The 25,516-nt window shown below is 63.6% G+C and carries 29 protein-coding genes; 11 read left to right on the top strand and 18 right to left on the bottom strand.

What is annotated here, in order from left to right; genetic code table 11:
• Positions 1-87 precede the first annotated feature (87 nt).
• A complete protein-coding gene (locus A3M3_RS0119200; protein WP_028267698.1) occupies positions 88-723 on the bottom strand; it encodes a LysE family translocator in 636 nt (211 codons plus the stop codon).
• A gap of 102 nt (positions 724-825) precedes the next feature.
• Between A3M3_RS0119200 and A3M3_RS0119195 the strand changes: the two genes are divergently transcribed.
• Positions 826-1,281, top strand: coding sequence for an Lrp/AsnC family transcriptional regulator (locus A3M3_RS0119195; RefSeq protein ID WP_081736948.1), 456 nt, complete (start codon positions 826-828; stop codon positions 1,279-1,281).
• A 6-nt stretch (positions 1,282-1,287) separates the two neighbouring features.
• Here the strand turns inward: A3M3_RS0119195 and A3M3_RS0119190 are convergent, their stop codons facing one another.
• A complete protein-coding gene (locus tag A3M3_RS0119190; RefSeq protein ID WP_028267696.1) occupies positions 1,288-1,746 on the bottom strand; it encodes an Lrp/AsnC family transcriptional regulator in 459 nt (152 codons plus the stop codon).
• Between the two features lie 415 nt (positions 1,747-2,161).
• On the opposite strand from A3M3_RS0119190, the gene gluQRS reads away from it, so the two are divergent.
• The 5 genes from gluQRS to A3M3_RS0119165 all read left to right on the top strand — a co-directional run bounded on the left by gluQRS (position 2,162) and on the right by A3M3_RS0119165 (position 6,111).
• Positions 2,162-3,070: a tRNA glutamyl-Q(34) synthetase GluQRS gene (gluQRS, locus tag A3M3_RS0119185; RefSeq protein WP_028267695.1), complete on the top strand. Its 909-nt coding sequence runs from the start codon at positions 2,162-2,164 to the stop codon at positions 3,068-3,070.
• A complete protein-coding gene (locus A3M3_RS0119180; protein WP_028267694.1) occupies positions 3,071-4,087 on the top strand; it encodes an NADP-dependent oxidoreductase in 1,017 nt (338 codons plus the stop codon). It begins immediately after the preceding gene.
• 53 nt (positions 4,088-4,140) lie between these two features.
• Positions 4,141-5,268: an EstA family serine hydrolase gene (locus A3M3_RS0119175; protein WP_028267693.1), complete on the top strand. Its 1,128-nt coding sequence runs from the start codon at positions 4,141-4,143 to the stop codon at positions 5,266-5,268.
• Between the two features lie 9 nt (positions 5,269-5,277).
• Positions 5,278-5,811, top strand: coding sequence for an HD domain-containing protein (locus A3M3_RS0119170; protein ID WP_028267692.1), 534 nt, complete (start codon positions 5,278-5,280; stop codon positions 5,809-5,811).
• A gap of 66 nt (positions 5,812-5,877) precedes the next feature.
• The gene (locus A3M3_RS0119165) at positions 5,878-6,111 is read left to right on the top strand and encodes a hypothetical protein (protein ID WP_028267691.1); all 234 of its coding nucleotides are present in this window, start codon (positions 5,878-5,880) and stop codon (positions 6,109-6,111) included.
• Between the two features lie 43 nt (positions 6,112-6,154).
• Here A3M3_RS0119165 and A3M3_RS0119160 read toward each other — a convergent pair whose 3' ends face one another.
• The 9 genes from A3M3_RS0119160 to A3M3_RS0119120 form a co-directional block, all read right to left on the bottom strand.
• Positions 6,155-7,348: a type II toxin-antitoxin system HipA family toxin gene (locus A3M3_RS0119160; RefSeq protein ID WP_028267690.1), complete on the bottom strand. Its 1,194-nt coding sequence runs from the start codon at positions 7,346-7,348 to the stop codon at positions 6,155-6,157.
• Positions 7,345-7,584: a helix-turn-helix transcriptional regulator gene (locus tag A3M3_RS25975; protein ID WP_155854474.1), complete on the bottom strand. Its 240-nt coding sequence runs from the start codon at positions 7,582-7,584 to the stop codon at positions 7,345-7,347. The genes A3M3_RS0119160 and A3M3_RS25975 overlap by 4 nt, the downstream gene beginning before the upstream one ends.
• A 205-nt stretch (positions 7,585-7,789) precedes the next feature.
• Positions 7,790-8,419: a transmembrane-type terpene cyclase gene (locus A3M3_RS0119150; protein ID WP_028267689.1), complete on the bottom strand. Its 630-nt coding sequence runs from the start codon at positions 8,417-8,419 to the stop codon at positions 7,790-7,792.
• Between the two features lie 123 nt (positions 8,420-8,542).
• Positions 8,543-9,862, bottom strand: a complete 1,320-nt coding sequence (locus tag A3M3_RS0119145; RefSeq protein ID WP_028267688.1) for an ATP-binding protein — start codon at positions 9,860-9,862, stop codon at positions 8,543-8,545.
• An 86-nt stretch (positions 9,863-9,948) separates the two neighbouring features.
• On the bottom strand, positions 9,949-10,818 hold the full coding sequence (locus A3M3_RS0119140) for a fumarylacetoacetate hydrolase family protein (protein ID WP_028267687.1): 870 nt from the start codon (positions 10,816-10,818) through the stop codon (positions 9,949-9,951).
• Between the two features lie 154 nt (positions 10,819-10,972).
• Entirely contained in the window at positions 10,973-12,457 is a 1,485-nt protein-coding gene (locus A3M3_RS0119135; RefSeq protein WP_028267686.1) for an amino acid permease, read from the bottom strand.
• Between the two features lie 69 nt (positions 12,458-12,526).
• Entirely contained in the window at positions 12,527-13,951 is a 1,425-nt protein-coding gene (locus tag A3M3_RS0119130) for an aspartate ammonia-lyase (RefSeq protein WP_028267685.1), read from the bottom strand.
• Positions 13,952-14,013: 62 nt separating this feature from the next.
• Positions 14,014-15,030 (bottom strand): asparaginase, encoded by a 1,017-nt coding sequence (locus A3M3_RS0119125; RefSeq protein WP_442853128.1) that lies wholly within the window; start codon positions 15,028-15,030, stop codon positions 14,014-14,016.
• Between the two features lie 50 nt (positions 15,031-15,080).
• Entirely contained in the window at positions 15,081-15,776 is a 696-nt protein-coding gene (locus A3M3_RS0119120) for a FadR/GntR family transcriptional regulator (RefSeq protein ID WP_028267683.1), read from the bottom strand.
• Positions 15,777-16,142: 366 nt separating this feature from the next.
• Here A3M3_RS0119120 and A3M3_RS28220 point away from each other — a divergent pair, with 366 nt between their 5' ends.
• Together A3M3_RS28220 and A3M3_RS0119110 are read left to right on the top strand one after the other, a co-directional pair.
• Positions 16,143-16,544 (top strand): hypothetical protein, encoded by a 402-nt coding sequence (locus A3M3_RS28220; protein WP_155854473.1) that lies wholly within the window; start codon positions 16,143-16,145, stop codon positions 16,542-16,544.
• Between the two features lie 70 nt (positions 16,545-16,614).
• The gene (locus tag A3M3_RS0119110) at positions 16,615-17,229 is read left to right on the top strand and encodes a hypothetical protein (protein WP_028267682.1); all 615 of its coding nucleotides are present in this window, start codon (positions 16,615-16,617) and stop codon (positions 17,227-17,229) included.
• Here the strand turns inward: A3M3_RS0119110 and A3M3_RS27095 are convergent.
• Entirely contained in the window at positions 17,198-17,719 is a 522-nt protein-coding gene (locus tag A3M3_RS27095) for a DUF1772 domain-containing protein (RefSeq protein WP_155854472.1), read from the bottom strand. The two genes, A3M3_RS0119110 and A3M3_RS27095, sit on opposite strands and share 32 nt — an antisense overlap.
• A gap of 107 nt (positions 17,720-17,826) precedes the next feature.
• On the opposite strand from A3M3_RS27095, the gene A3M3_RS0119100 reads away from it, so the two are divergent.
• The gene (locus A3M3_RS0119100) at positions 17,827-18,867 is read left to right on the top strand and encodes a glycosyltransferase family 4 protein (protein ID WP_051423396.1); all 1,041 of its coding nucleotides are present in this window, start codon (positions 17,827-17,829) and stop codon (positions 18,865-18,867) included.
• Between the two features lie 33 nt (positions 18,868-18,900).
• Here the strand turns inward: A3M3_RS0119100 and A3M3_RS0119095 are convergent, their stop codons facing one another.
• The 3 genes from A3M3_RS0119095 to A3M3_RS0119085 all read right to left on the bottom strand — a co-directional run bounded on the left by A3M3_RS0119095 (position 18,901) and on the right by A3M3_RS0119085 (position 21,142).
• Positions 18,901-19,518 carry a uracil-DNA glycosylase gene (locus A3M3_RS0119095; RefSeq protein WP_028267680.1) on the bottom strand — a complete coding sequence of 206 codons (618 nt, stop codon included), beginning with the start codon at positions 19,516-19,518 and terminating at the stop codon, positions 18,901-18,903.
• Positions 19,519-19,657: 139 nt separating this feature from the next.
• The gene (locus tag A3M3_RS0119090; RefSeq protein WP_028267679.1) at positions 19,658-20,053 is read right to left on the bottom strand and encodes an RNA-binding S4 domain-containing protein; all 396 of its coding nucleotides are present in this window, start codon (positions 20,051-20,053) and stop codon (positions 19,658-19,660) included.
• A 54-nt stretch (positions 20,054-20,107) separates the two neighbouring features.
• A complete protein-coding gene (locus tag A3M3_RS0119085) occupies positions 20,108-21,142 on the bottom strand; it encodes an aldo/keto reductase (RefSeq protein WP_028267678.1) in 1,035 nt (344 codons plus the stop codon).
• Positions 21,143-21,385: 243 nt separating this feature from the next.
• Here A3M3_RS0119085 and A3M3_RS0119080 point away from each other — a divergent pair, with 243 nt between their 5' ends.
• A complete protein-coding gene (locus tag A3M3_RS0119080) occupies positions 21,386-21,877 on the top strand; it encodes a flavin reductase family protein (protein ID WP_028267677.1) in 492 nt (163 codons plus the stop codon).
• An 88-nt stretch (positions 21,878-21,965) separates the two neighbouring features.
• Here the strand turns inward: A3M3_RS0119080 and A3M3_RS25965 are convergent, their stop codons facing one another.
• Complete coding sequence (locus A3M3_RS25965) at positions 21,966-22,535, bottom strand: hypothetical protein (RefSeq protein WP_051423395.1); 570 nt, start codon at positions 22,533-22,535, stop codon at positions 21,966-21,968.
• Positions 22,536-22,726: 191 nt separating this feature from the next.
• Here A3M3_RS25965 and A3M3_RS0119070 point away from each other — a divergent pair, with 191 nt between their 5' ends.
• Positions 22,727-23,131, top strand: coding sequence for a YchJ family protein (locus A3M3_RS0119070; RefSeq protein ID WP_028267676.1), 405 nt, complete (start codon positions 22,727-22,729; stop codon positions 23,129-23,131).
• A 15-nt stretch (positions 23,132-23,146) separates the two neighbouring features.
• Here the strand turns inward: A3M3_RS0119070 and A3M3_RS0119065 are convergent, their stop codons facing one another.
• Positions 23,147-25,099, bottom strand: coding sequence for an acyl-CoA dehydrogenase family protein (locus tag A3M3_RS0119065; protein WP_028267675.1), 1,953 nt, complete (start codon positions 25,097-25,099; stop codon positions 23,147-23,149).
• A 64-nt stretch (positions 25,100-25,163) separates the two neighbouring features.
• Positions 25,164-25,466: a hypothetical protein gene (locus tag A3M3_RS0119060; protein ID WP_028267674.1), complete on the bottom strand. Its 303-nt coding sequence runs from the start codon at positions 25,464-25,466 to the stop codon at positions 25,164-25,166.
• Positions 25,467-25,516 lie beyond the last annotated feature (50 nt).

The following is a 25,516-nucleotide window of genomic DNA, read 5'->3' as shown; positions in this document are numbered from 1 at the left end:
CCGGACGATGAACGCCAGAGCGATCTTGCTTGGCGTCCGCGTCACTTCCTAGCGTCCCTGCCTAGCGTCCCTGTCCAACGTCACGCGTCAATGTAGGAGCCGAAGCGCCTGTTCGCCGAGCAAGACGGCCCCGAGCCCCACCATGATGATGCCGCTGCTGAGGGTCACGACGCGTGCAGCGGCAGGCCGGGATTGCAGCAGCTTTCGCGAGGTCAGCGCCACCGCCGTGTAGATGATGCCCGCGAACAACACGAACGTCAGGCCCAATACGCCTGATTGCACGGGCACGGGCAATGACGCTTCCGGGCTCACGAACTGCGGCACCAGCGCCAGGAAGAACAGCAAGCCCTTGGGGTTGATGCCGCTCGTGCCCATGCCTTGCAGGAAGGTGCGCAATTGGTTTCGGGATTGCCCGACGGCGTCATCCGCACTGAAGCTTGCGCCTCGCCATGAGCGCATGGTGCTCACGCCGAGCCAGAGCAAATAAGCTGCGCCCGCGATTGTCAGCCAGCCGAGAAGCCCCGGAACGCCCGCCAAAAGGGCCGCGAGCCCGGCAGTCAGGAGGGCTGTGTGCAGTACGTATCCGCTGCACAGGCCGGCCACGGCCGGGACGAAGCTGCGTTGACGCAGTCCCGCGGCGATTGAATATGCCCAGTCGACGCCGGGGGTGCAGGCCAAGGTGACGGCGACGATGACGAAGGCGAGGAAGAGCTGGGGATTCATGGTGGCTCCTGGCTGGTTGGTACACCATGACCTTATGAAAAATCGGCCCATAAGTGTTCCCATATTTAGCCGGATTTGCCGTGAAATTGGTAAGATACTTGCGTGGTTGATGGAATTGACAGAACTATTTTGCGTTACCTCAAAGAGGATGGCCGAATGACTGCCACCGCGCTGGCTGCCAAGGTGGGATTGACCGTGGCTCCATGCCACCGGCGGTTGCGGGATCTCGAGGCTTCCGGAGTGATCAGGGGGTACCGGGCGGACATCGATCCGGCCGCCATTGGCTTGGGATTCGAGGCGATCGTCTTCGTGACCTTGCGCCAAGTGGACCGCGCAACGATGTCGGATTTCGAAGACCGGGTGGCCGCTATCCCCAACATTGTTGAGGCGCAGCGGCTCTTCGGCTCCCCGGATTACCTCTTGCGCGTCATTGCCGCCGATCTCCCGGCTTACCAACGCTTCTACGACGACCAGCTCACGTCACTTCCCGCGGTCGAGCGCCTCACCTCAACTTTGGTGATGAAGAACCTGAAGTCGAATGCCGGGCCGCCGGTTTAGCCTCCCCTATCCCCGCAGCAGCCCCGTGGTCCGGTACGGAATCACCTCGCGCAAAAACATGCTGGTGGAGGTGCGCACGATTCCCGGGCAGAGGCGGATCTCCTCCGACACCCGGTATAGATCGTCAGGGCTCGTGGCGACCACGCGGATGATGAGATCGGTGTCTCCTGCCGGGGCGTGGCATTCAAGTACCTCAGGGATGTTGCGCAGGGCCGCGATCGCCTCGTTCAAGTGGCTTTGATCCAGTTCCGCACTTACCGCTGCCGCGACGCCCCGGCCCAACGCCGAGGGCAGCACGCGGCTGCTGTTCGGACGCAGGGCGCCCGACGCCGTCATGCGCTCCAAGCGGGACTGGACTGTCCCGCGCGCCAAGCCCAAGCGCTGGGCGAGGACCATGGTCGGCATCCTGGGGTCGTCGTCGAGGGCGGCAAGGATGCGCTTGTCCGTTGAGTCCAATTCCTGCATAGCTGCGCTTCCTGCCTCGTTCTGGCGGTCCTGGTCATTTCGTCGAGACTCGGCAAAATGACCATCGCCTGTTCGATTCACCCCAAGAAATTGGTCAGATTGACCAATGGTGCTTGACTCTGTTGCCCCAACTGTAGTGTTCCTGATGAAATAGTGGCAAGAAAGGGAAAGGCTACCGCCGGACCCCCAGGCTAAGGATCCCCCGGTACACCACCCGGCCCCCGGAACACCGTCCCGCAAAGACGCAGCCGCTGATTGACTCTTGTTCACGCATCGTCTTTCTGCACCCCGTCGGCCCCCGCGCCGGCACCACCTAAGAGCCCCTGAGCCACCGAAGCCGTTGCGGTCGCTGAGGGGCTCTTATGCTGCCGCGGGGATCCTGCACGGAACGCGCAGCGACGCATAGTCTTGTGCCATGACTTCCGCTGGCCGCTTCGCCCCGAGCCCTTCCGGCGAGTTGCATGTGGGCAACCTGCGCACCGCCATCCTCGCATGGCTCTTCGCCCGCTCGACGGGCCGCGATTTCCTGCTGCGAGTAGAAGATCTCGACCGTGCGCGGGCCGGTGCCGAGGAAGTCCAGCTCCGCGACTTGGAGGCCGTCGGCGTGACATGGGACGGTGCCGTCGTTCGCCAGACTGACCGCGCCGGGCTCTACGACGACGCGATCCAGCGGCTCACCGACGCCGGGCTGACGTATGAATGCTTCTGTACCCGGCGCGAGATCCAGGAAGCTCCGTCCGCGCCACATGCTCCACAGGGCGCCTACCCGGGAACGTGCAGGAACCTCTCGACGGCGGAGCTCGAGATCCGCCGGTCCTCCCGCCCGGCTGCCATCAGGCTCCGCTCCGAAACGCATGAATGGACTGTGGCGGACGAGTTGCACGGGCCCTACACGGGCATAGTGGATGACTTCGTGCTTCGGCGGAACGACGGCGTCACCGCCTACAACTTGGCCGTGGTGGTGGACGACGCCGAGCAAGGCGTAGACCAAGTGGTCCGGGGAGATGACCTCCTGTCCTCCACACCCCGCCAAGCGTATTTGGCCTCCTTGCTCGGCTTGCCCGTTCCGGAATACGCGCATGTCCCCTTGGTGCTAAACCACGACGGCGCCCGGTTGGCCAAGCGCGACGGGGCCGTGACGCTTGGCGACCTTGCCGCCGTCGGGCTGTCCGCCCCGGCGGTGCGGGATGTGATCCTGGAATCGCTCGGGTTGCCGGCCGGACCCCTTGACGACGCTTTGGATACTTTCGATCCGGCCGGATTGCCGCGCGGGCCGTGGGTGTGGAACGGCCACCAGCAAACAACCCTTCGGAAAGGGGCCTAAGTGCTCGCTTATGTGCTGACCCGCTACGGTGATGCCGACGCAATGGAGCTGCAAGATGTTCCCAAGCCGATCGCCGGTCCCGGCGAGGTCCTGGTCAAAGTGTTTGCCGCGGGCCTCAATCCCGTTGACTACAAGCAACGCGAAGGTGCCATCCGGGTGATCACCAGGCCAAGGCTGCCTTTGGTGGCCGGCAGCGAGCTTGCCGGGATCGTGGAAGCCGTTGGCCCGGAGGTCACCCGCTTCGCTACGGGAGACCGCGTGTTTGTCCGGGTGGACAAGACCAGGCTGGGCGCCTTTGCCGAGCACGCCGCCGTCCACGAGGACCTGGCGGCGCTCATGCCGAAGTCGCTCGGCTACCTCGAGGCTGCGAGCCTCCCGCTCGCAGGCCTCACCGCGCTCCAGGCACTGCGAGACGAGCTCAAGGTCAGGCCCGGGACCAAGCTGTTCATCTCCGGAGGCGCGGGCGGGGTGGGAACCCTCGCCATCCAGCTGGCCAAGTACTTCGGCGCCGAGGTGACCACCACGGCGTCTCCCCGCGGAGAAGCCCTGGTGCGGCGGCTCGGTGCGGACGCCGTCGTCGACTACACGAAGGAAAATCCGGCCGAAGTGCTCAGCGGCTTCGACGCCGCGCTGGACCTTATCGGCGGGGAAACCCTGGAGCAGACATTCAAGATCCTCAAACCCGGTTCGACGGTGGTGAGCATCGCCGGCATGCCCGAACCGCAAACAGCCGTGAAGGACCTTGATGCCCCGGCTTGGATGACAGCGCTTTTCTGGGCGGCCAGCCTTGGAATCCGGCGCCGCGCCCGCGAAGCAAACGTCCGGTACCGCTACCTCTTCATGCACCCCAGTGGCGAGGACCTGAAATTCCTGGCCAAGCTGGTGTCCGAGGGAAAGCTGGAAGCCGTGGTGGACAGCAGCTATCCCCTCGAAAAGATCGCCGACGCTTTCGCGGCACTGGAACGCGGACGCGCCAAAGGCAAGATCGTAGTCACCATGGACAGTCGCGGCAGCTAGGCTGCCGGGTTCCCTGGCTGAGCGTAGCGAGGTTAGGGGACTAGGCTATCCGGGTGGATACACAGACGATTGCCCCTGGATTCGAACCAGTCGCCGAACTCTTTGGCCGATTCCTCAGCGAGGACCCGGAATATTCAGCCCAGCTCGCGGCCTACCACCGTGGCGTCAAGGTACTGGACGTCAGCGGTGGACCGCACCGCCGTCAGGACTCTGTCACCGGTGTTTTCTCCTGTTCCAAGGGGGTGTCCGGGCTCGTCATGGCATTGCTCGTCCAGGACGGCTTCCTGGACCTCGACGCCGAGGTGGTCAAGTACTGGCCGGAATTCGGTGTCGAAGGAAAGGCCACCATCACGGTGGCGCAGTTGCTGTCCCACCAGGCCGGGCTTCTCGGCGTTGAAGGCGGCCTGTCCTTGGAGGAATACAACAATTCCGAACTCGCTGCAGCCAAACTCGCGCAGATGCGGCCACTCTGGAAGCCCGGGACCGCTTTTGGGTACCATGCCCTGACCCTCGGCGTCTTCATGGAAGAGCTCTGCCGGCGGATCACCGGATCCACGCTCCAGGAAATATACGAACAACGGATCCGCTCGGTCACGGGCGCCCACTTCTTCCTGGGACTCCCCGAATCCGAGGAACCCCGTTATGCCACCCTCCGTTGGGACGCCGACCCGGCCCAGCCATGGATTGACCCCGCCAGCCACTTCGGCCTCTCAGCGAACTCTGCCGTGGGGGACATCCTTGACCTGCCCAACATCCGCGAGGTCCGGGCCGCCGGCCTGAGTTCGGCTGCCGGCGTCGCCAGCGCAGAAGGCATGGCCCGCGTCTACGCTGCGGCACTCACCGGGCTCGCCCCCGACGGCGACCGTCCCGCCGTCGCGCCCCTCCTCAGCGAAGAGACCATCCAAGCAGTCACGGCCGAACAAGTCTTCGGCATCGACCGCGTCTTTGACGAGACGAGTTGCTTCGGGACCGTCTTCATGAAGTCACATGCGCGCTCGCCGTACGGCAGCTACCGGGCATTCGGGCACGACGGCGCCAGCGCGTCTTTGGGATTCGCGGACCCGGTGTATGAACTCGCTTTCGGATACGTCCCGCAGCGGGCCGAGCCGGGGGGAGCCGGCTGCCGCAACCTCGAACTCAGCGCCGCCGTGCGGAAAGCAATCACCGGGTTGGCTCAGTAGGATGAACTCATGACCGAACCGACGTTTACCGTTGAAACAGCCATGGTCCTTGCCGAAGTGGCGCACAACCGCCAGAAGGACAAGTTGAAGCGGCCACACAAAGAGCACGTGCTGGCGGTGGGCGATGCGCTGGCGGACTTCGATGACGACGTGCGGATTGCCGGCTATTTGCATGACATCGCCAAGGACACCCCGGTCACCAAGCAGGCGCTGCTTGATATGGGTGTCTCCGAGCGGGCTGTGGGCATCATCGAAAGGGTGACGCGCCGTTTCCAGGATGATCCGGACAGTGACGAGGCCGTGATCCGCCACATCGCGCAGGATCACGACGCCACTTTGGTCAAGATCGCCTGCAACGCCCATAACTCCGTGCAGGAGCGGGTACGCGCCCTCTCCGAGAAGTGGCCTGACAAGGGACCCACCACTCGCTACGCGGACGCCCGGAAAGTGCTCTACAAGGCCGTGCCACGGGGAGAAATCCATCTGATCCTGAACCGCATCAACCCGGACCTGCTGTCTGAGATGGACCAATTGGCGGACTAATCGAATGGATCCGGGCGCCCCGAGAGGAAGCTGTACACGCGACGTCGTGAATGCGAGACTGCGTTGATGAAGATCTTCGAGTGGTGGCCTCGGGTCGGCGCAGAAACCCGCGAGTGGCTTATTGAGCACAACGGCGAACCACTGTCGCAGCATGTCCTTGCCGACATCATGGCGGTTACGGGCGGCACAGCTGATGCTCCGTGGTGGGGCGGCGAATCAGCTGAAGGTGCCCGGCTATCCGATGAGGCTGTGGATTGGATCGAGGCCGTCGCCAACGACGAAGAGCCGACTGCCTGGTGAAGTGGATGGACTTCCAGCCCGATCAGCTTCGAGTGGATCCGAGCTAGCCGCCCATCAGCCTTCGGCGATGCTTCAACTCCTTGACCCAGTCCCTGGTCTGTATGGACCCGAAAGGTGAAGCACCGGCGTCGAGGTCTGCGATGAGCGGACCCGCCGCCTTGAGGGCGAGCTCCAGGACCCCCTCGGACGCGCGCTCTGTCAGCCCGAGTCTCCCCGCCCACGCGAGGAAGTGCTTGCGGGAGATCCCGCTCTTCTTCCCGCCGATCCCCAAGGCGAGGGTCTTGTCCCCGTAGACCACTGTGGAGGGAATGTCATAGACCGGGGCAATCGTGTACTCGCCTTGGCGTGACTGAACCATGGAGACGTTCTTGGCGTGCAGGTCGCCGTTGCCGCTCAGCCATGCAAAAGCCAACTGGATGGCGAGGTTGCGCAGGGCTGGCAGGGGTGCGGAGCAGTGTGCCGCCAAAGCCGCGCACACTTCGCCGAACGGCACGCTGTACTTGTCCGCCGGATAGAGTCCCAGCACTTGGGCTCCGTCCTCGACGGCGAGGCGCACCGTAGTGCCATCGGCTCCGGTGAGGCGATCGAAACGCTCCACGAGCAGCCCGGCCCGCCCGCCGACGTCGTGCACCAGTTGGACAGTACTCACGGGGACCCGCAGTTTGCGCGCATAACGGAACATGAGGAATTCGTTTTCCACCACGAAGGGGAATTCGGGCGCATTGAGTTTGAGGATGTAGCGCTTGCCCGCTTGCGCTACCGGAAGGGAGATCATCCCGGCTGACAACTTGTCCTGCACACCCGCCAGGGCCACCGGATCGATGAGGCCCGAGTCGCCGAGAAGCGCGTCGAAGTCGAGGGGCAGCTTCGAATCGAGCACGACGGCGGAGCCCCCTTCCGTGGGTGGCTCGCCGTGCGGAACGGTCTGGACATCGCCCACGGCATCCCCGCCCGCGCCCATGAGGAGCGCGAGCTCGTCGTCGGCGCTGGCCTTGACCGCCCGACGCAGGGAATTCAGGCGGCGGCCTTCCGGGAGGAGCCCCGTGAAGTAGGGAGGGACAGCTCCGCTCGGTGTGAATACCGATTGCTCGGTCAACGGCAGTGTAGTGGCGACGGCAGGGCCGCCTGATTCGAGGTACCGCGGCAAGTAGCTGAACTTGGTGCCGCCTTCGTGCCGCTCGATGCGCGCCGCCAGGACGCCCTGCTTGTAGACATCGGCGATGCGGTGGAATGTCATAGCTGGCCATATACAGTCTGGCTGCTCGCGGGTTGCACCGTGAGCTCAAGGCCCAGCGTGCTGAGGACAGCGAGGAGTGGTTCCAATTGGACCGTGGTCTTGCCCTGTTCCACGAAACGGACGAACCGTTCCGAGACGCCCGCGAGGTCCGCGAGGTCGGACTGGCTCAGGCTCAGGGCGGCACGCCGGGCCCGGACCTTGATGCCGAGGGCCCTTGTGAATTCCTGGGGGGACATGTCCACCCTTCCTCGTTCTTTGCGGGCATGCGCCTACACGCGTCCGGTACGAACGTACCGGTTTCACCATATTGCGCCTGTGCGGGGCATCAATCAAGGGTCGACGGCATCGAATCGGTACGTTCGTGCCGGTAAGCCGCAGGGACACGTCGTGGGTGCAGGCCGTTCCGGTGTAGCGGGTTGGAGCCCACACTCACGAAATCGCCTAGCTTAGGGAGAGGGCCAACGGGTTCCTTTTAGCCCACAACAGCAGCCCGATGTATGTCAGGTCGAAAACGCTGCAGAGGATGCCAATGCCCAGAATGAACGGTGAATTCTCTAGCACACCGAAGGTGATGGTTGGTGCGAGGGTACCGATCCACTTCGCTACCGCGATCAGCATCGATTGGCCCCGTAATCCGCGACGGGCAGCGAACATGGCGATGAACAGGCCGGACATCAGGAGATTCTGCAGGAAAGCGGCGTACCGGGATGCGGGGTCCCAATCGAACTCGACGATGAACAACCACTGCACGGCGAACGATGCAAGAAGCAGCAGCACGGCCCATCCGATGAAAAGCGGCCGCGTCACGAACCCGGGCAGTTCCGGTCTCCCAAACCTGAGGAAGGTGTACACAATCACGACGTCGGCCAACGCCCAGGCGACGTTGATGATCCCCTGCACGGAGATCCTCGTGCTCAGCGAATGGATCGCGTAGATGGACTCCCATGCGATGTTCAGGCCCAGGGCCGCTGCGGGAATGGCGTAGCTTTTGTCGCGAAATCCGACGAGGATCGCGCAAATGTAGACCGCCGTCCATGCCACACCGCTCAGGATGGTCAGAAACAGCGCCATGGTTCCTCCTCGTCCTCAGGGGCCCCCGCCCATTTCGCCGGAAGCCCTCCCGTTCGCCGGAATTTTCCGGCGAGCCCGCACGCTTCCGGCGAATTGGCAGGTGGGCGGCCGAAACGAGACCTGCTACACGCGGCCCAGTACGTCAATGTCCTCAAGGAATTCCTCATAGACCGCATCGCTGACCGTCGTGCGGGTATCGGCGATCGCGTCGAGGTAGTCCTGCGTGACCGGTCCCTTGCGAGCGTTCGACGCCGGTGCCGCACCGTGCGCGGAAGCACCGGGAGCGCCGGCTGTGTAGACTGCCTTTTCCAGAGCACGCTGGGAGGCGCTGCGCGCCGCGTACTCAATGTCCGCCGGGGAGAACCCCTCGGTCCGCGACACCAGCAAGGCCACATCCACGGAATCCACCACCGAGGCCGGGATGAAGCGCTGCCACATGGCCTCGCGCGCGTGGACGTCCGGCAGGCCGATCGGGATCACGTAGTCGAAGCGGCCGTGGCGCAGGAAGGCGGTGTCCAGTGCGCGGATAAAGTTGGTGGCGCACACCAGCAGGCGGCCGGGCTGTTCGCGGAAGGCAGGGATGATCTTGAGGAGCTCGTTGGTGACGCCCTGCAACGGCGACGGCGGTTCCCCGGACCGTTGGGACGCGATCTCTTCCACTTCGTCGATGAACACCACGGCGTGTTCCAACTCGGCGATCTCCAGGAATGTCTCGCGCAACGCGCCCGCCAGGCCCTTTGGGTCAGAGGCCAGCCGAGAGGGGAAGACCTCCACGAACGGCCACTCGAGCCTGGAGGCAATTGCCTTGGCGAAGGTCGTCTTGCCGGTACCCGGAGGGCCGAAGAGCACGACGGCCCGCGGCGGCACCACACCGTATTCGTCCGCGAGGTCGGCCTCGGCCAGCGGCAACACCAAACGCCGTTCCAGCAGTTCCTTTTCGCGGCGCATGCCAGCCACGTTTTCCCACAGGTCGCGGGCCAGGATGCGGCCGCCGAGCTGGCTCAACGGTTCGAGTTCCTGACGCTGCACCGGGATGGTCCGCTCGAAGTAGTGCAGGTTCTGCTTGAGCAGGAAGCCGCGGCCCAGGAAGGCTTCGACCCGGGTCTCGGACTCCGGCATGAGCGCCGAGAGCTTGTTGAGGCCGTGCGGAGTCATCCGGTTCTCGACGGCGGCCAGGAGCGAAGTGCCGATCCCCCGGCCGCGGAACTCGGGAAGCGTGGCCAGGAAGACGATCCAGCCCTGGTCATGGGCTGCACGTCCGACGGCGGCACCCACCATCTGCTCGCCTTGCACTGCCACGACCGCGTGGTCCTTCTCGCACGATGCCAGCACCTCCGAGAGCGCATAGACCGGCTCGACGTTGTCCGCTTTCAGCGATTCCCAAAGGTGCAGGATGCCATCCATATCCGACGAGTGGAAGTCCCTGATGCGCCAATTGCTCATGCCCTGCTCCTTGGTGGATCGCCATCGATTGCCTGGTGTTGAGCATAGGCGAACCAGGAGCGGAGCGGGGTTGCGCGGGAGTTGCGTTACGTTGCCGCGTGGAACTCCTTGCGCTGGCGGCCGAGTCCTTCAATTTCAATCTCCACCACATCCCCCGGCTGGATATACGGGAAGCGGCCGGACAATGCCACGCCTTCGGGCGTACCCGTGATGATGACGTCCCCGGGCTCAAGCACCATGTGCTGGCTCAGGTGGTGGACAAGGGTGGCAGGATCGAAAATCAGGTCAGCTGTGGTGGAGTCTTGGCGGGCCTCGCCATTCACCCAGGTGCGCAGGCGCAGCGCGGTGGCGTCTATCTCGCCGGCAGGAACCAGCCACGGCCCCAGGGGAGTGGATTGCGGGAGCGTCTTGCCCTTGGTCCATTGCCCGGCGGCGCCCGGGAGCTGGAGTTCGCGTTCCGACAAGTCGTTGGCAAGGACATAGCCGGCGATGCACGCCGTGGCTTCGTCCGTGCTGGAGAGGTATGAGGCTTCCCGCCCGATGACAATGCCGAGTTCCACTTCCCAGTCATACTTCGTCGACGACGGCGGGATGGGGGCGGCGTCGAAGGGACCTGTCACGGTGTTCGCGGGTTTGAGGAACACGACCGGTACTTCCGGCGGTGTGGCTCCAGACTCCGCGGCGTGTGCTGCGTAGTTCAGTCCAATCCCGACGACGGCGCCTGGCCGGGCAACCGGGGCGCCTACACGCAGCCCTTCAGCTTGAATCGGGGGCAACGTTCCGGCGTCGAGCGCTTCTTGCGTCCTGGCGATGCCGCCGCCGGCGAGGAACGCGCCGTCGAGGTCTGCCGTGAGCGGCCGCAGATCGAAGTACTGTTCGATACCCTTGGCATCGCTGGCGATGACCACTGGCTGCTCGTGGCGGACTGGTCCTAAGCGGGCAAATTTCACGTGCATTCTCTCCTTCGAGCTGCGGGGGTGTCCTTCTTCCATGGTGCCACTGGGCCTCAAATCGGCCCGGTCACATTTCGCGGGAAGGGAACGTGGCCGCAGGCCCAACTAGCTCGCATTCGTTGTCGTTTTAGGGCCTCATAAGGACAACGAATGCGAGTCAGTTGGGTGGGGGAACGCTCGTGGAGGCATCGGCGCGGGCGGCGGCGAGCTCATGGATTTGCTTGCGGCACGCATACCAGCCAACCACCATGAGGGCGCAAGCAATCGCCGTGACCAACATGGTGAGCGGGGAGTCGATGAACACCATCACCAACACACCCGCAAGGAAAAGCAGCGAGAGATATCCGGTGTACGGGGCCCCGAACATTCGGAAGGACGGACGTTTCAGCCAGCCCTTGTCTGCCCAGCGCTTGAGCTGCATCTGGCACAGGACGATCGTGGCCCAAGTGACGACGATGCCAACGGAAGCGACGTTGAGGACGATCTCGAACGCCTGCGCCGGAACGAGGTAGTTCAGGGGAACACCGAGCAAGGAGACACCGGCGGTGATCGCGATGCCACCGTAGGGGACACCCGCCTTGTTCATGCGCTGGGCGAACTTCGGAGCTGATCCAGCCACGGACATGGAGCGCAGGATGCGGCCGGTGGAGTACAGCCCGGCGTTCAGCGAGGACAGCGCAGCCGTGAGGACTACGAGGTTCATAATCACGTCCACACCCTGGATGCCGATGTGGCCGAAGAACGTCACGAACGGACTGACGCCCTTCTCGTACGAGGTGTACGGCAGGAGCAAGGCCAGAAGGATGACGGAACCGACGTAGAAGACCGCGATACGGAAGACTACGGAGTTGATGGCCTTGGGCATGATCTTCTCGGGGTTTTCGGTCTCGCCGGCCGCGGTGCCCACAAGCTCGATCGAAGCGTAGGCAAAGAGCACACCCTGCATCAGGATGATCATCGGCAGGATGCCGTTGGGGAAGATGCCGCCGTGGTCCGTGAGGAGGCTGAAGCCGACCTCCTGGCCCGGTACCGGCGTGCCGAAGATAACGAAGAAGGTGCCGACCAACAGGAAAGCCACCAGCGCGGCTACCTTGATGAGCGCGAAGTAGAACTCCATTTCGCCGAATACCTTGACGGAAACCAGATTCAGGCTCAGGACTACAACCAAGGCGATCAAGGCCCAGGCCCACTGCGGAACGACGCCCATCCACGGAACGTATTTGCCGAAAAAGTTCATGTAGAGGGCCGCGGCGGTGATGTCCACGATGGTGGTAGTGGCCCAGTTGATCCAGTAGAACCAGCCGGACACAAACGCAGCCTTCTCGCCGAAGAACTCCCGGGCGTAGGAGACGAAGGAACCCGACGACGGGCGGTGCAGCACGAGCTCGCCGAGCGCACGCAGGATCAGGAAGGCAAAAAAGCCGCAGACCGCGTAAGCGATGACGAGCGAGGGGCCCGCAGCGTTGAGCCGGCCGCCGGCGCCCAGGAAAAGACCAGTGCCGATAGCACCACCGATCGCGATCATCTGGATCTGGCGCGGCTTCAGGCTCTTGTGGTAGCCCTTGTCCTCGGCGTGAAGCAGTTTTTCACTAGCGTGCGCCTGTTGCGGGACCGTGTGGTCCGTGATGGGTGCATTAGTCATGGGAATCCTTTGGGGGTGTCCTATTGGAGTGTCCTGTTGGAGTGTCCGGATCTCGCCGTCCGGCTCAAGTTATTTACTGAGATTGGCGAGACGTTCGGGGCGAAGCAGTTCGTCGAGCTGCTTCGAGGTCAGCAATCCGTGCTCAAGAACGAGCTCGGCCACACCCTTGCCGCTTGCCAGGGCTTCCTGGGCGATGGCAGTTGCGGAGGAATAGCCGATGTGTGGATTGAGGGCCGTGACGAGTCCGATCGACTGCTCTACGGTGAGGCGCAGGTGTTCGGTGTTCGCGGTGATGCCCCGGATGCAGCGTGACGTGAGTGTGCGGCACGCGGCTTCCAGATGGGAGATGCTCTTGTGGAGGCTGTGGACAATGATTGGTTCGAAGGCGTTCAGTTGGAGCTGGCCTGCTTCTGCGGCCATGGTGACGGTGACGTCGTTGCCGATGACCTCATAGGCCACCTGGCTGACCACTTCCGGGATCACCGGATTGATCTTGCCTGGCATGATGGACGAGCCCGACTGCACAGCCGGGAGGTTGATCTCGCCCAGTCCCGCTCGCGGTCCGGAGGACAGCAAGCGGAGGTCGTTGCAAATCTTGGAAAGCTTGACGGCGACGCGCTTGAGCACGCCGGAGAGGTGGACGAAGGCGCCTACGTCCTGGGTCGCCTCGATGAGGTCGACGGCGGTCACCAGCGGCAGTCCCGTGATCTGGCCCAAGTGCCGGCACGCTGTCGCCGCATATCCAACAGGGGCGTTCAACCCGGTGCCGATGGCGGTGGCGCCCAGGTTGATTTCGTGGATCAGCAGTTGGGACTCCGCGAGTCGTGCCCGGTCCTCACCAACCGTCACGGCGTAGCCGCCGAACTCCTGGCCGAGGGTCATGGGGACGGCGTCCTGAAGCTGGGTGCGGCCCATCTTGACCACTGTGCGGAATTCCTGACCCTTTTCCGCAAAAGCCACTTCGAGTTCTTGGAGCGCGGCGAGGAGGCCCTGGACCGAAAAAATAGTGGCCAGGTTGACGGCCGTGGGATAGACGTCGTTGGTGGACTGGCTGAGGTTGACGTGATCGTTCGGGTGCAGCCTGGCGTAGTCGCCTTTGGGGTGTCCCAGGATTTCGAGGGCCCGGTTGGCGATGACCTCATTGGCGTTCATGTTGGAACTGGTGCCGGCTCCGCCCTGGATGACGTCCACCATGAACTGCTCATGGAGTTTGCCGTCGAGGATGTCCTGGCAGGCTTGCTCGATGGCGTCTGCCCGCTCTGCGTCGAGGAGGCCGAGCTCGCGGTTGGCCCGTGCGGCGGCGAGCTTGACTGCCGCGAGGCCCTTGACGAGGTTGGCGTTGCTGGCCAGTGGTTGGCCGGTGATGGGGAAGTTCTCGATGGCACGCAGCGTGTGCACACCCCAGTAGGCCTCCGCGGGGACGTTTCGGTCACCGAGGAGATCGTGTTCCGAGCGGAACGCCGGAGTTGTGGTGGTTTGCACGGCGGTTGTCATTGCTGTCCTTTGCTCGTCTGTGCTTCTTTGACTGCGTCGGTGGGTTGCGTCGGTTGGATGCGTCAGTTGGATGCGAGGAAGTTCGCGGCGCGCAACACGCCCACCGGGCGGCCGCCGCCCAACACAGCTGGGCTGGCAAGCGTGGCGAGCTGGCCGCCGTCGAGCCCCAAGGCCTCGAGAACGCGCACGGTGACCGGCATGCGGGCGCGGTCCCCGCCGTCGGAGATCTTGATGGCGACGCCGGTGCCGTTCCGCAAGCCGATCAGCTGAAGGCCTTCGAAGCCGTCCTTGGCGAGCAAGCCCGGAACCGCGCGCATGATCGCCGTGACGTCGCGACCCTCTCCGGCCACCATCTCGGGGAAGGCGCGCATCGCGTGGGCGACTTGGCCTTCCGCGCCCTTGTTGTCCGCTGCAGCCATGCGGCCATAGGCGCGGGCCATTCCGCGCAGGCTGTGGGCGAAGAGCGGCGTGCCGCAACCATCCGTGCTGACGGCCGCCGCGTCTTCACCCGTGAGCTCGGTGATGGTGTCCCTCACGAGAACCTGGAGGGGATGCCCGGGGTGCAGATAGCCCTGGACAGGCCAGCCGTTGATCACGCAGGTAGCGGCCATGGCCGCGTGCTTTCCTGAACAGTTCTGCGCGAGCTGCGTGGGCTTGCCGCCGGCGCGGAGCCACTCTTCGCGCTCGGCTGTGCCATAGGGGAGGTCCGTGCTGTTTTCCAAGGCGCTCACGTCCAAGCCGTGCATTTCGAGGATGCGGGCGGCGCCTTCGAGGTGCATCGTGGCGCCTGAGTGGCTTGCCGCGGTGAGGGCGAGGAGGTTCTCCGGAAGCCTGAGTCCGGCGCGGACCATCGCGACCGCCTGCAGCGGTTTGAGGGAAGACCGTGGGTAGAACGCGGCGTCGGGCTCGCCTGCTTCGACGAGGGTCCCACCGCCCGGCCCGACGGCGATGAGGGATCCGTAGTGGACGCTCTCCACGAGGCCGTCGCGGGTTTGTTCCGCGAGCGGCACGTGGCGCGGAGTTGCCTGGAGAGTGGTGTTTCCGGGCTCGATGGTTTCCGGCATTGTGGTTTCCGGCATGGCGGAGTGCGTTGCATGCGGGGTGGGCATGGCTTCCTTCAGTTGGTGGATCACGTGCTGAGGATGGTGTCCAACGCAACGCCCACGGCGCTGAGATGGTCGGCCATCGCGGCTTCTGCGGCTGTGGCGTCGCCGGATTCGATGGCTTCGAGGATGCGGAGGTGCTCATCGTCTGAAGCATGCTGGCGGTCGGCCACCATGTTCAGGGTTTCGGATTGGTGGGCCAGTGCCTCGCGGATATCCGCGACGACGCTTTCGAAGACCTTGTTGCCGCTGGCGCGGGCGATGGCCGAATGGAAGGTGGCGTCGAGGCCTACCCAGGTCTCGGGATCTGTCTCGCCGAGCATGGACCCGACGATTTCCTTGAGGTGTTCCAGATCTTCAGGGGTGCGGCGTTTTGCGGCCAGGCCGGCTGCGGGAACTTCGATATGTGGGCGGGCTTCGTTGAGGTCCCGGGCTGAATACTGGCCGAGTGCGAGGTCATTGGCTACCCGGTCCGCGACGACGAACGTGCCTTTGCCGGTCTTGGTGACTGTCAGTCCGAGCGCGTTGCAGGAGCGCAATGCTTCGCGGATGACCGAACGGCTTACCCCGTACTGCGTGGCCAGGGTGGCTTCGGAGTTGAGCTTGGCTCCGACTTCCACGGTTCCGTCTTCGATGTCCTGCCGGATGGCACTGAACACGGATTCCGCAGCACTGAAGCGGGCGAGGGGCCGGGGGGTTGATTGGCTCGCCGCCTGGGCCACTCGGGGGACGGCACCGCTTGTGGCGGTGCGCTGACCCGTCGCAGCTTTCTGGCTGACGGCTGGCTGTCCGGTGGCGGCCTGTCCGGCTGTCCGGCTGTCTGACAGGTTCACACTTAAAATATGGCACAGCTCACAGGACGGTGTCAATGTTGGCCGGCTTGCTGGCTAAACCTCGACTTAAATGCTGAATGTCCCGGATTAAATTGTTTGACGCTCTCATGGTGGCGAGTGGGTTGATTTCTAAGGGCATAGCCGGGCACAGTCTTAACTGTTATGAATACCCTGGTGAAAATTCCGATGCGATGAAGCCGATCGAGTTTCCCGACTTCCTGTTCAGTTCCCCGCTGGCCAAGGCCATCATTGAGCTTGAGCGGATTCGTATCGACATGGGCGACGGAACGGGCCGATCGCTATGGCGATGTGCACCAGAATGATGGTGTTAAAGAGATCGTCCAGCTGCAACAAGCAACGGCCTTCGTCGATGCAACCGTGAACCCGGGAACCACGCTGACGCACGGACTTGTTCGGGAAATCCATCGAATATCGGTTGCAGGGCTGGAGCGTGAGGGCGATCGTACGCCTGGCGCATACCGGCTGAGCGATGTCACGATCAGCGGATCGGCCCATCGCCCGCCCGCTCCGGGTGATGTCCACAGTGACATGACTTCACTTCTGGACACCATTGCTGACATGGCGCCTCGACCAGATGGGATTTCTGCCTCAGATATTGAGAGAGACACCATAGGCCAGTCGGTCGAACCGCATTAGTGTCGAACCGCATTAGTGTGGAACCGCATTAGTGAGGCGAACGAACTCCGGCCGGAGCATACTTGCATCCATGGCCAACCGTCCGCGCGGGGGATGGGATTCAACGACACTGACAGCACCGCCCATCACCGTGGAGGTGCCGGTGCTCAGTGTCGGGGCGGGACCTTCTGATTATGAGGAGTTGGCGCGCTACGTCTGGGCCCTGCGCAGGCCGCGGGGACTGCACATGACGCTGCTGCACCTGGGGGTCGCAGAGGACTTTTGCCGGGACGTAACCCAGTGGACCAAAGGCATCACCAGCGCCGAGTCGGCCATGGTTGGGACAGTTTCCTGGCTTGAGGCACTACCTGTGTTGGAATCCTTTTCCGGCAGCTCCGAAAGGCTGATCGCGCTAGGCAGCGGTGGAGTGTGTGGACTGGAGATTGCCGTGCCCGCCTTCGTGCGTGACTACCAGCTCGCCCTGGTCCGCGGCCTTCACGAACTCCTGGATGAACTGCTTGTCGACAATATCGACGACTTCATCCTCAGCTCTCCAGCCCTTGGATTCCGCTCGCCCCGTTGGGTACCCCATGTGGCCGTGGGCAGACCAAAGTACAGAGGCCGTGGACCGTGGGAGATTGGACGCGTGGGGGTCGAATTCGGCGAATCTCGGATCAGGAACCGTCAATTCCTACCTGGCTTCTGAGCCGGATTGTCCGTGCTTGATGGACCGCGGCCAGGGCGACGGCGCTGGCTGTGAGTCTGAGGGCGTGGATCCGGTACCACTTCTTCAACAAGGGCTTGCGGTGCGTCTCGTCGAGCGGATACCGGCTGAAGAACAGCTTGGGGTTGATGGACCGGAGCAGGTACGCGGTGGCGGCCGCACCCGTCGTCGAACTGGCTGCAGCGACCATGAGCCAACGCCGGCTGCGGGCATGATTCCAACCCGTCGCGAGGGCGGCGATGGCGGCAGGTGCACTGATCGGCGCGACGGGCGCGTAATAGCGGCCGGGGCTTCCGGCTCCAAAGGGAGACCGGGGGAGTCCAGGAGTTGCCTCCGAGGCCGCGACCCGGTCCGGAATTTTCACGAGGGCCTCATAGAGATTGCCGAAGAACCAGTGCGCGTGGCTGAACTCCGCAATGTCCAAGAGCCGATCAGCGATCACGTCTCGACGGTCTGAGGATATCTGTGCCATGCCCACAATCTACCGCCGATGCCCGGTGCCTTCCACGCCAGCCGCGGGGGCGCTAAGGTCGGCTCCATGGCCCGAATGCTTGAGTCTCGATCCGGAAGCCCGGCGTGATGGAGGAAGAGCCCTTGGTCAAGATCCGCCTGATTTTGCCCGCAAATGTGCACCATCGTTCCGGGGGAAATATCTACAACGCGAGGCTGGCTCAATCTCTTCGCTCCCTAGGCGCGGAAGTTTCGATCCACGAGCTCGACGGCGGGTGGCCGTCCGGATCCTCGGCAGACAGGCGTCTTCTTGCTGACGCGCTCGCCGGGGACGAAGTGCCTATTCGTATTATCGACGGCCTCATTGCGGCAGCCGGCCCAGCGGAAATCGAGGCCGCAACCGCTGCAGGGCACCGCGTGTGGGTTTTGCTCCACATGGCACCGACGGAGGAGCAGTCACAGGGGTCGGGTGGACTCGGTGCAGCGACGGGCATTCTCTGCACCGCCTCCGGAACCGCCGAGGCCGTCAGGCAGGGGGGCCGGAGCAACGTGCACGTGGCGAGCCCCGGTGTAGACCGCGTGGAGGAGCTGCGGGCGTTGCCGAGCGCGCGACGGGCTTCGGCGGCACCGCATTTCATCGTTGTGGGTGCGCTGCTCCCCAATAAGGATCAGATCCTATTTGTCGAAGCGCTCGCCCGGATCAAGGACCTGCCATGGACCGCGGCGCTTGTGGGATCAACGGAAGCAGACCGCTCCTACGCCGAAGCCGTGCAAGACCGCATTTCCCACCATGGACTCGAAAAGCGGGTGGAAATAACCGGCGAACTTTCCGGATCGGCTTTGGACGAACAGTGGCGCCGCGCGGATCTCAGCCTGTTGATCTCACGCTCGGAGTCCTTCGGAATGGTCGTTCTGGAGTCCCTGGCCCACGGGATACCAGTAGTGGTCCGCAAAGGAACCGGCGCAGTGGAGGCGCTCGGGGCCTCCGGGGCAGGCGAAGCCATCGACCTCACGGCAGGACTCGACTCCTTGGAACAGTTTCTTCGGACATGGCTCAGCGATGCGACCCTGCGGCGGAAGTGGTGGGACGCGGCCGCGTCGGCTAGCCATGCGCTGCCGCGATGGGAAGACACAGCACGGCGGGTCCTGGGCGTCGTCGCGGGGCCTTAACCCTCCCCCGAAGCCGGGCCAGGCTAGATTCGCCTATAGGTGCTGGATACCCGCCCGCTGCATGGCGTCCCGGTAGGTTTCGATGTTCTTGGCCAGGAGTTCCTGTTGCTTCGCCTCGGACAGGGCAAAGGCCCGTCCGCCGAGCGCGCTCGCTTTGTACACTTTGATCCCGTGTTGCCGCAGCGGCGAATGGTAGGTCTTCTCGAAGAGCGCCAGAAAAGCCGCAGTCTCTGCGCCATGCGCCACGACGGCGGAGACCCTCTTGTTGATTTTGAGGAACTGGCGGAACGGGCGGAGCCCATCGGTCTTTTCCTGTGCGCTGAGGGCCGGCGGCAGTTCGGCGTCACGGACCCATGGATAGCAGTTCCACGGCATGACATAGCGGACGTCCAATTCCGCCGAGTCATAGATGAGTTGCGCACGCCGGGCGGCGTCGTCGTCGTTGAGGTGCGAAACGAAACCCGAGGTAGGGGTCCGGCCCGGGCTGGTCTGCAGGGTGACAATCCGGCATTCGTCCTCGTCATGCACCGGATCGATGTAAGGCACGGAAGAACCAGGTCTTTTGGCCATGAGTTCGTCGCACAGCTGCGTCACGGCAGCAATATTGGGCTCCTGTAGCAAGGCCCTTTTTTCGTCCCAGTCAATGGTCACGTTCTCTCCTTCGGCAGCGCGGCGTCCAGAATCGGCGTCCCTTGCCACTTTACGCGTCGCTCGGGCTCCTGCAGAGCCGAGGTTCAAAACTGCCCGACGCCGGAGGCGCAGCGAGCTTCCAACCCCGCCTTCGGGTGGGCTACTGTCCCTTGAGCTTCTGCATGTCGCGCCGGTCCTTCTTGGTGGGCCGTCCCGCGCCGCGATCGCGCTGCGGAAGTCCGAGGGCCGGGGCCGTGGGCCTCTCGGGGGTGTGGTCAGTGAAGCAGTGGGACGCTGCCTCGGCACCTACCCTTTTGGCAATGAGGCGGCGAACCTCGAGGATGCGTTCGAAGCCGGACTGGCGGACCCGGATGCTGTCGCCGATAATCACCGACTGCGAGGCTTTGACCGGGTTCCCGTTGATTCGTACGTGTCCTGCCCGGCAGGCGGTGGTGGCCGCGGAACGGGTCTTGTAGGCGCGGATGGCCCAAAGCCACGCGTCAATGCGCACATTGTTGCTTTTTGATGTTTGGGCGGAAGTCGGAAGGCTAGTCATGATTGCGAATGAGTATAGTCCGCGCGCAGCCTGGACCGTTGTACGCGACGCTGGCTAACGGCGTCGAAGTTCCGCGAATTCAAGGTGGGGGACGACGGTCCCCGCGTCCCGCTCCAGGAAATTCGTGCCAGGGGCCACGATGTCATCGATGGCATCCAGGACGGCTTCGTTGAGGACAACGTCTGCCGCTTTGAGGTAGTCGGTCAAGTGCTCCTCGGTCCGTGGACCGATCACCACGCTGCTGACGGCAGGATGGTTGAGGGCGAAGCCGACGGCCAATTGGATAAGGGTGAGTCCGTGCCGTTGGGCGACGCGGGTCAGGGCATCGGCCGCCAGAAGCTTGTTCCTGTTGAAAGGTGCCGAGACGTCGAAGCGCCCGGGAACTGCCAGCGCCCGGGAGCTTGAAGGCTGTGGAACGCCCACCCGGTAGTTCCCGGAGAGCCAGCCGCCGTCGAGCGGTCCGTAGCTGAGCACGCCGAGGTTGTACTGCTGGGTGATCGGAAAGACATCCCGCTCGTTGGCGCGCACCAGCAAGGAATAGGGCACTTGGTCGACTACCGGCGGCACGAGGTGGTTCGTCGTCGCGATCCACTGTGCCTCGACAAGTTGCGCAGGCGTGAACACCGACGTTCCGTAATAGAGGATCTTGCCCTGCCGGATGAGGTCGTTGAGGGCCGTGACGGTTTCCAGGACGTCGGTGTTGTAGTCCGGGCGATGCGCTTGGTAGAGGTCGATCCTGTCTGTCTGCAGGCGGTTGAGGCTGCCCTCCACGGCTTTCATGATCCAGCGCCGGGAATTCCCCGCGTGCGCAGGATTCGGCCCCATTTGTCCGTGGAACTTGGTGGAAAGGAAAACATCGTCACGCCGCCCATGGAGGGCCCGGCCCACAATGGCTTCCGCCTCGCCTTGCGAATAGATGTCTGCGGTGTCGACGCTGGTGATTCCGGCGTCGAGGGCAGCATGGACAATGCGGATGCTTTCTTCGGCGCCCGTGGGTGCAGAACCGGTCCCAAGGTTCAGGGTGCCCAGGGTAAGGGGGCTGATCAGGGCGCCTGTGCGTCCCAGGGTTCGAAGCTCGTTGAGGCTCATCTCCGGCTTCCTCCGTGAAGAATCAAGGCTGGGCAATGGATTGACACGACGCTACACATGTCGTGGCCGGGACACTCGAAAAGTGTACAAATTCTTCGTTTTTCGTATTGCGGGGTAATGAAAACAGCACATGTCGAATGATGAATTGACGTGAATCGACACGCGAATACACAAATATTGCCGTTATCGGCATCCAGTGAATTAGTAGGAAGGCAGGCACGAAACTACAGAGAAAGGGACCCCATGACCCAGGCAACAGTGGAGGGATCCGCTTCGATCAAACAGGCGTTCGCGCAGTTTCCCTCAGGCGTGGCGGCGTTCAGCGCCATGGTTGGCTTCGCGCCGGAGGCCCTGGTGGCATCCAGCTTCACAGTGGGAGTCTCGCTCGAACCGCCGCTGGTCATGTTCGCGGTAAACAACTCCTCCGCCACGTGGCCCAAACTCCGGAGCGCTCCTTGCCTTGGGGTGTCCATCTTGGCCCAGGGCCAGGAAGCCGTGTGCCTGCAGCTCTCCTCCCGGACGGAGGAGCGCTTCGCGGGCCTTTCGACCTCCACGAGCGACGCCGGTGCGGTGTTGATCGACGGCGCGGCGCTGGCGCTTGAATGCCAAGTGGTCTCCGAGACCCCTGCGGGCGACCACGCAATTGTGGTCCTCGAAGTGAAGTCCGTGGAAATCAACCACGACGCCGAGCCCCTCATCTACCACGGGGCCGGGTTCAGGCAACTGGCTGCCTGAGTGCACCCTCCCCAACTAGCTCGCATTTGTTGTCGTTTTCGAGCGTCAAAACGACAACAACTGCGAGCTAGTTGGGCGGGCGGACTAGTCAGTTGGGCGGGCGGACTCCGGCGGAGGCTGTGACGCGTCCGGACGAGACAGCCTTGCCGCCATGCGGGTCTCCCACGCGTCCGCGGATTGGCGGGGCAGTCTCTGGTTGCGGGGCAGCCTCTGGCCCGGTTGCTGCTTCCTCGGCACGCGCTGCGGCCCGGGCATCAGCCTCGGCAACAGCAGCAGCCCATTCGCTGTTCATGACCGGAGGATCCTGCTTTACCGCAACCACAAGGGGATGTTCCTTCGCCAGGATTCCAGGACGCGGCTCCCCGGGAACAAGCAGAGCCGGTTCAGGGGTGCCGGGCTCCGCCGTCGTCGGCTCTTCGAAAACCGCCTTCAGGGCGGGGGCGCGCCGAGGCCGTGGGGGCAGGTGTGTAACCGGGCCGACATCGCGTTTCGGGAAGATCCCCACCATGGCAAGCAAGATGATTGAAACCAGCTTCGCGACGCCGACCAGGACCAAAGTGATCGCGACCAAGATCCCCAAAGAAAGGAACATGAGCAAAGCCAGTCCGAGCGTGCCGAAAAAGGTCAGATTGAGGCCAAGTGTTGTTGGATCCTCCACGTAGCCTCCCGAGTCAGAGTTGTGTGGTGGGCGCCGCAACCGTCGGTCCGCGGGCATGTCTTCAAGCGTACGGTCGAAATCCGAGGGAATCACCCGCCGAACTGCGCGTCGCCGAGGTTGTATCGAAGCTGTTACATGTTGTGACAATATTTGTTAGCTAGCTCTCACCTTCTCCTAGAGATAGGGCTCCAATGCCATTCGATCCCGCCCGCCTACGCAACGGCGCCTGCCCTTGCCTGTCCGGCGAGCAGTACACAGAGTGCTGTGGACGCTTCCACAGTGGAGAGACCGACGCTCCGACGGCGGAGCAGCTCATGCGCTCCCGCTACTCGGCCTTCGCGGTCCTTGACAGCGACTACCTGCTGCGCACGTGGCACCCCGATACCAGACCTGCCGTACTGGAGCTGGATCCCGATATCGAATGGCGGCGACTGGACATCGTGGCAACGCGCGACGGCGGTCCCTTGGATGGTGAAGGATCCGTCGAGTTCGCGGCGCACTACCGTTCCGGCGGCGAACGCGGCGTCCAGCGTGAAGTCAGCCGCTTCCTGCGGATCGACCGGCGCTGGTACTACCTCGACGGCGAGGTCGGCTAGCCGCCTCCGTTGGGATCAGCGGTACTTTCGGTGCAGGTCCTCCTTCAAAGAGGCACCGGGAGAGGCATCGGCGATCCACGGCCCTGTTCCTTCGGAGGGGTCCAGGATTCCGGCCTCAAGCCAGGTGTAGTCTCCAGCGAGCACGTTTGAGGACAATTCGTGATCGACGTCGTCGGTATTCTTCCACAGTTGCTCGAAGTATCCGTCCACCCGGATTCTTGCCTGCTCGCAGTAGGCCTCGGCAAGTTCGTAGGCTGCCGCACCTTGCTCCGGCACGGTCCGCAGCAGCATTTCAGCCCGCGAGCAGCATGCAGCCATGGCAAACAATTCCGCCCCGATATCCACGATCCGGCCGAGGAAGGCTTGTTTGTACTCGAGCTTCGCCTGCCAGCGGCCCATCCCATAGAACGTCTGCCGGGCGAGCCGACGTGAAGCCCGCTCCACATATCTCAGTTGCTTGGCCAAGCGCCCAAACTCGCCGTAAGACCTGGGGTCCATGCCGGCTCCGGCCACAAGCTTGGGGAGCCATTTGGCGTAAAAACCTGAGGCGCCGACGGCGGCACGCGCCTTCTCCTGCAAGGTTGCGTCCGCGGAAGCCAGCTCGCCCGCCGCCGAAAGGTGGGCGTCGACGGCTTCGCGGGCGATGAGCAGGCGCATGATCTCGGACGAACCCTCGAAGATCCGGTTGATGCGCATGTCCCGCAGAAGTTGTTCGGCCGCCACCGCGCGTTCCCCGCGTGCCTCCAAGGAATCCGCGGTCTCGAACCCACGACCACCACGGATCTGCACCAGCTCATCGGCCACCAGGTAACTCAGCTCGGTGGACCAAAGCTTGGCCAAGGCCGCCTCGATCCGAACGTCCTTCTGACCGGCGTCGGCCATTTCGGCGGAGAGCTCAAACACGGCTTCAAGCGCAAAAGTGGTGGCGGCAATGAACGCGATCTTCTTCCCGACCGCCTCATGCTTACCGACCGGGCGCCCCCATTGCGTCCGGGCGCTGGACCATTCGCGGGCGATCTTCAACGACCACTTGCCTGCGGCGACGCACAGCCCGGGGATGGAGAGCCGGCCAGTGTTCAGCGTCGTGAGGGCGATCTTGAGCCCTTGGCCTTCGCGTCCCAGCCGGTTCGCTGCCGGCACGCGGACTTGATGGAAGCGCGTTACGCCGTTCTCGATGCCCCGCAAACCCATGAACGCGTTGCGGTTCTCGACTGTGATGCCGGGGGAGTCCATCTCCACTACGAACGCCGTGATCCCGCCCTGGTGCGCCGTCCCATCGGGGTCCGTGCGGGCGGGGACGACGGCCATGATCACAACCAGTTCGGCAATCACGCCGTTGGTGGTCCAAAGTTTCACTCCGTCCAAAAGGTAGGACCCGCCGTCGTCCGCTGGAACTGCGGTGCAGCCCATCCGGGCGGGATCGCTTCCGACGTCGGGCTCCGTCAGGAGGAACGCCGTGATGGCGCCGGCGGCGCAACGGGGCAGGTACTCCCGCTTTTGTTCGGACGTGCCGAAGACCTTGACCGGCTCAGGGACGCCGATGGACTGGTGGGCCGAAATCAGGGCGCCGAGGCTCGGATGGACCGACCCCAAGAGCGCCAGGGCCCTTCCGTAGTAGACCAGTGACAGGCCCAGCCCGCCGTACTCACGCGGAATTTTCATCCCGAAGACGCCTAGCTCGTTGAGGCCGGCGAGGTATTCGTCCGGGATTTTGGCGTTGCGCTCGATCATGCGCCCGGACATCGTGCCGCAGAATTCCGCCAACTTGGCCATGAACTCTTCGCCACGCTCTATGTCTTCGGCCTTGGCCTGTGGCCAAGGATGGATCAGTCCAAGATCGAAATCCCCCAGGTACAGTCCCTTTGCGAAACTTGGGCGGTTCCATTCCGTCTCGCGGGCGGCCTCGGCGACGGCGCGGGCTTCTGCGGCCGTGACATCGGTGCTCTTGTTTTCAGTGGCGGAGGTCATGGGAGGACTCCTCTTGCCGGTTGTGCCGGTTCGAGCCCAGGATCCGCCTCGGGTGGGGGACCCTTCAGCTGTCCCTCAATGCTACTCGCGGGTAGGTACCTGTGCTAGGGGAGGTTTGCGATGGGAATTCCACCGGCAGTTCCACTTTTCCGGTCTGGTGCACCAGCAGATCCCAGGCAAAATTGATGCCGCGGACCAGCCCACCCAACACATTCTTCACGGTGTACCAGGCGAGGCTCCCCGCTCCGACCAACGCAAGCGTGGCCATGGCGGCGACCGCGATGAAGGCTGCCAGAACCAAGCCAAGGATGAGTGTTCCCACGAAGACGTAGGTGCTGGTGTCTAAAGTCGTAAAGTCGAACTGCATTGGGTCCCCTCCGCAACGCTGCCAATGCCGACGTAGGATCGTCGACGACG

This window comes from Arthrobacter sp. MA-N2 (assembly GCF_000517125.1).
GTDB classification, from domain to species: Bacteria; Actinomycetota; Actinomycetes; order Actinomycetales; family Micrococcaceae; genus Arthrobacter; species Arthrobacter methylotrophus.
Note: the sequence above shows the minus strand (reverse complement) of the source record. Positions and strands in the feature narration are given on the sequence as shown.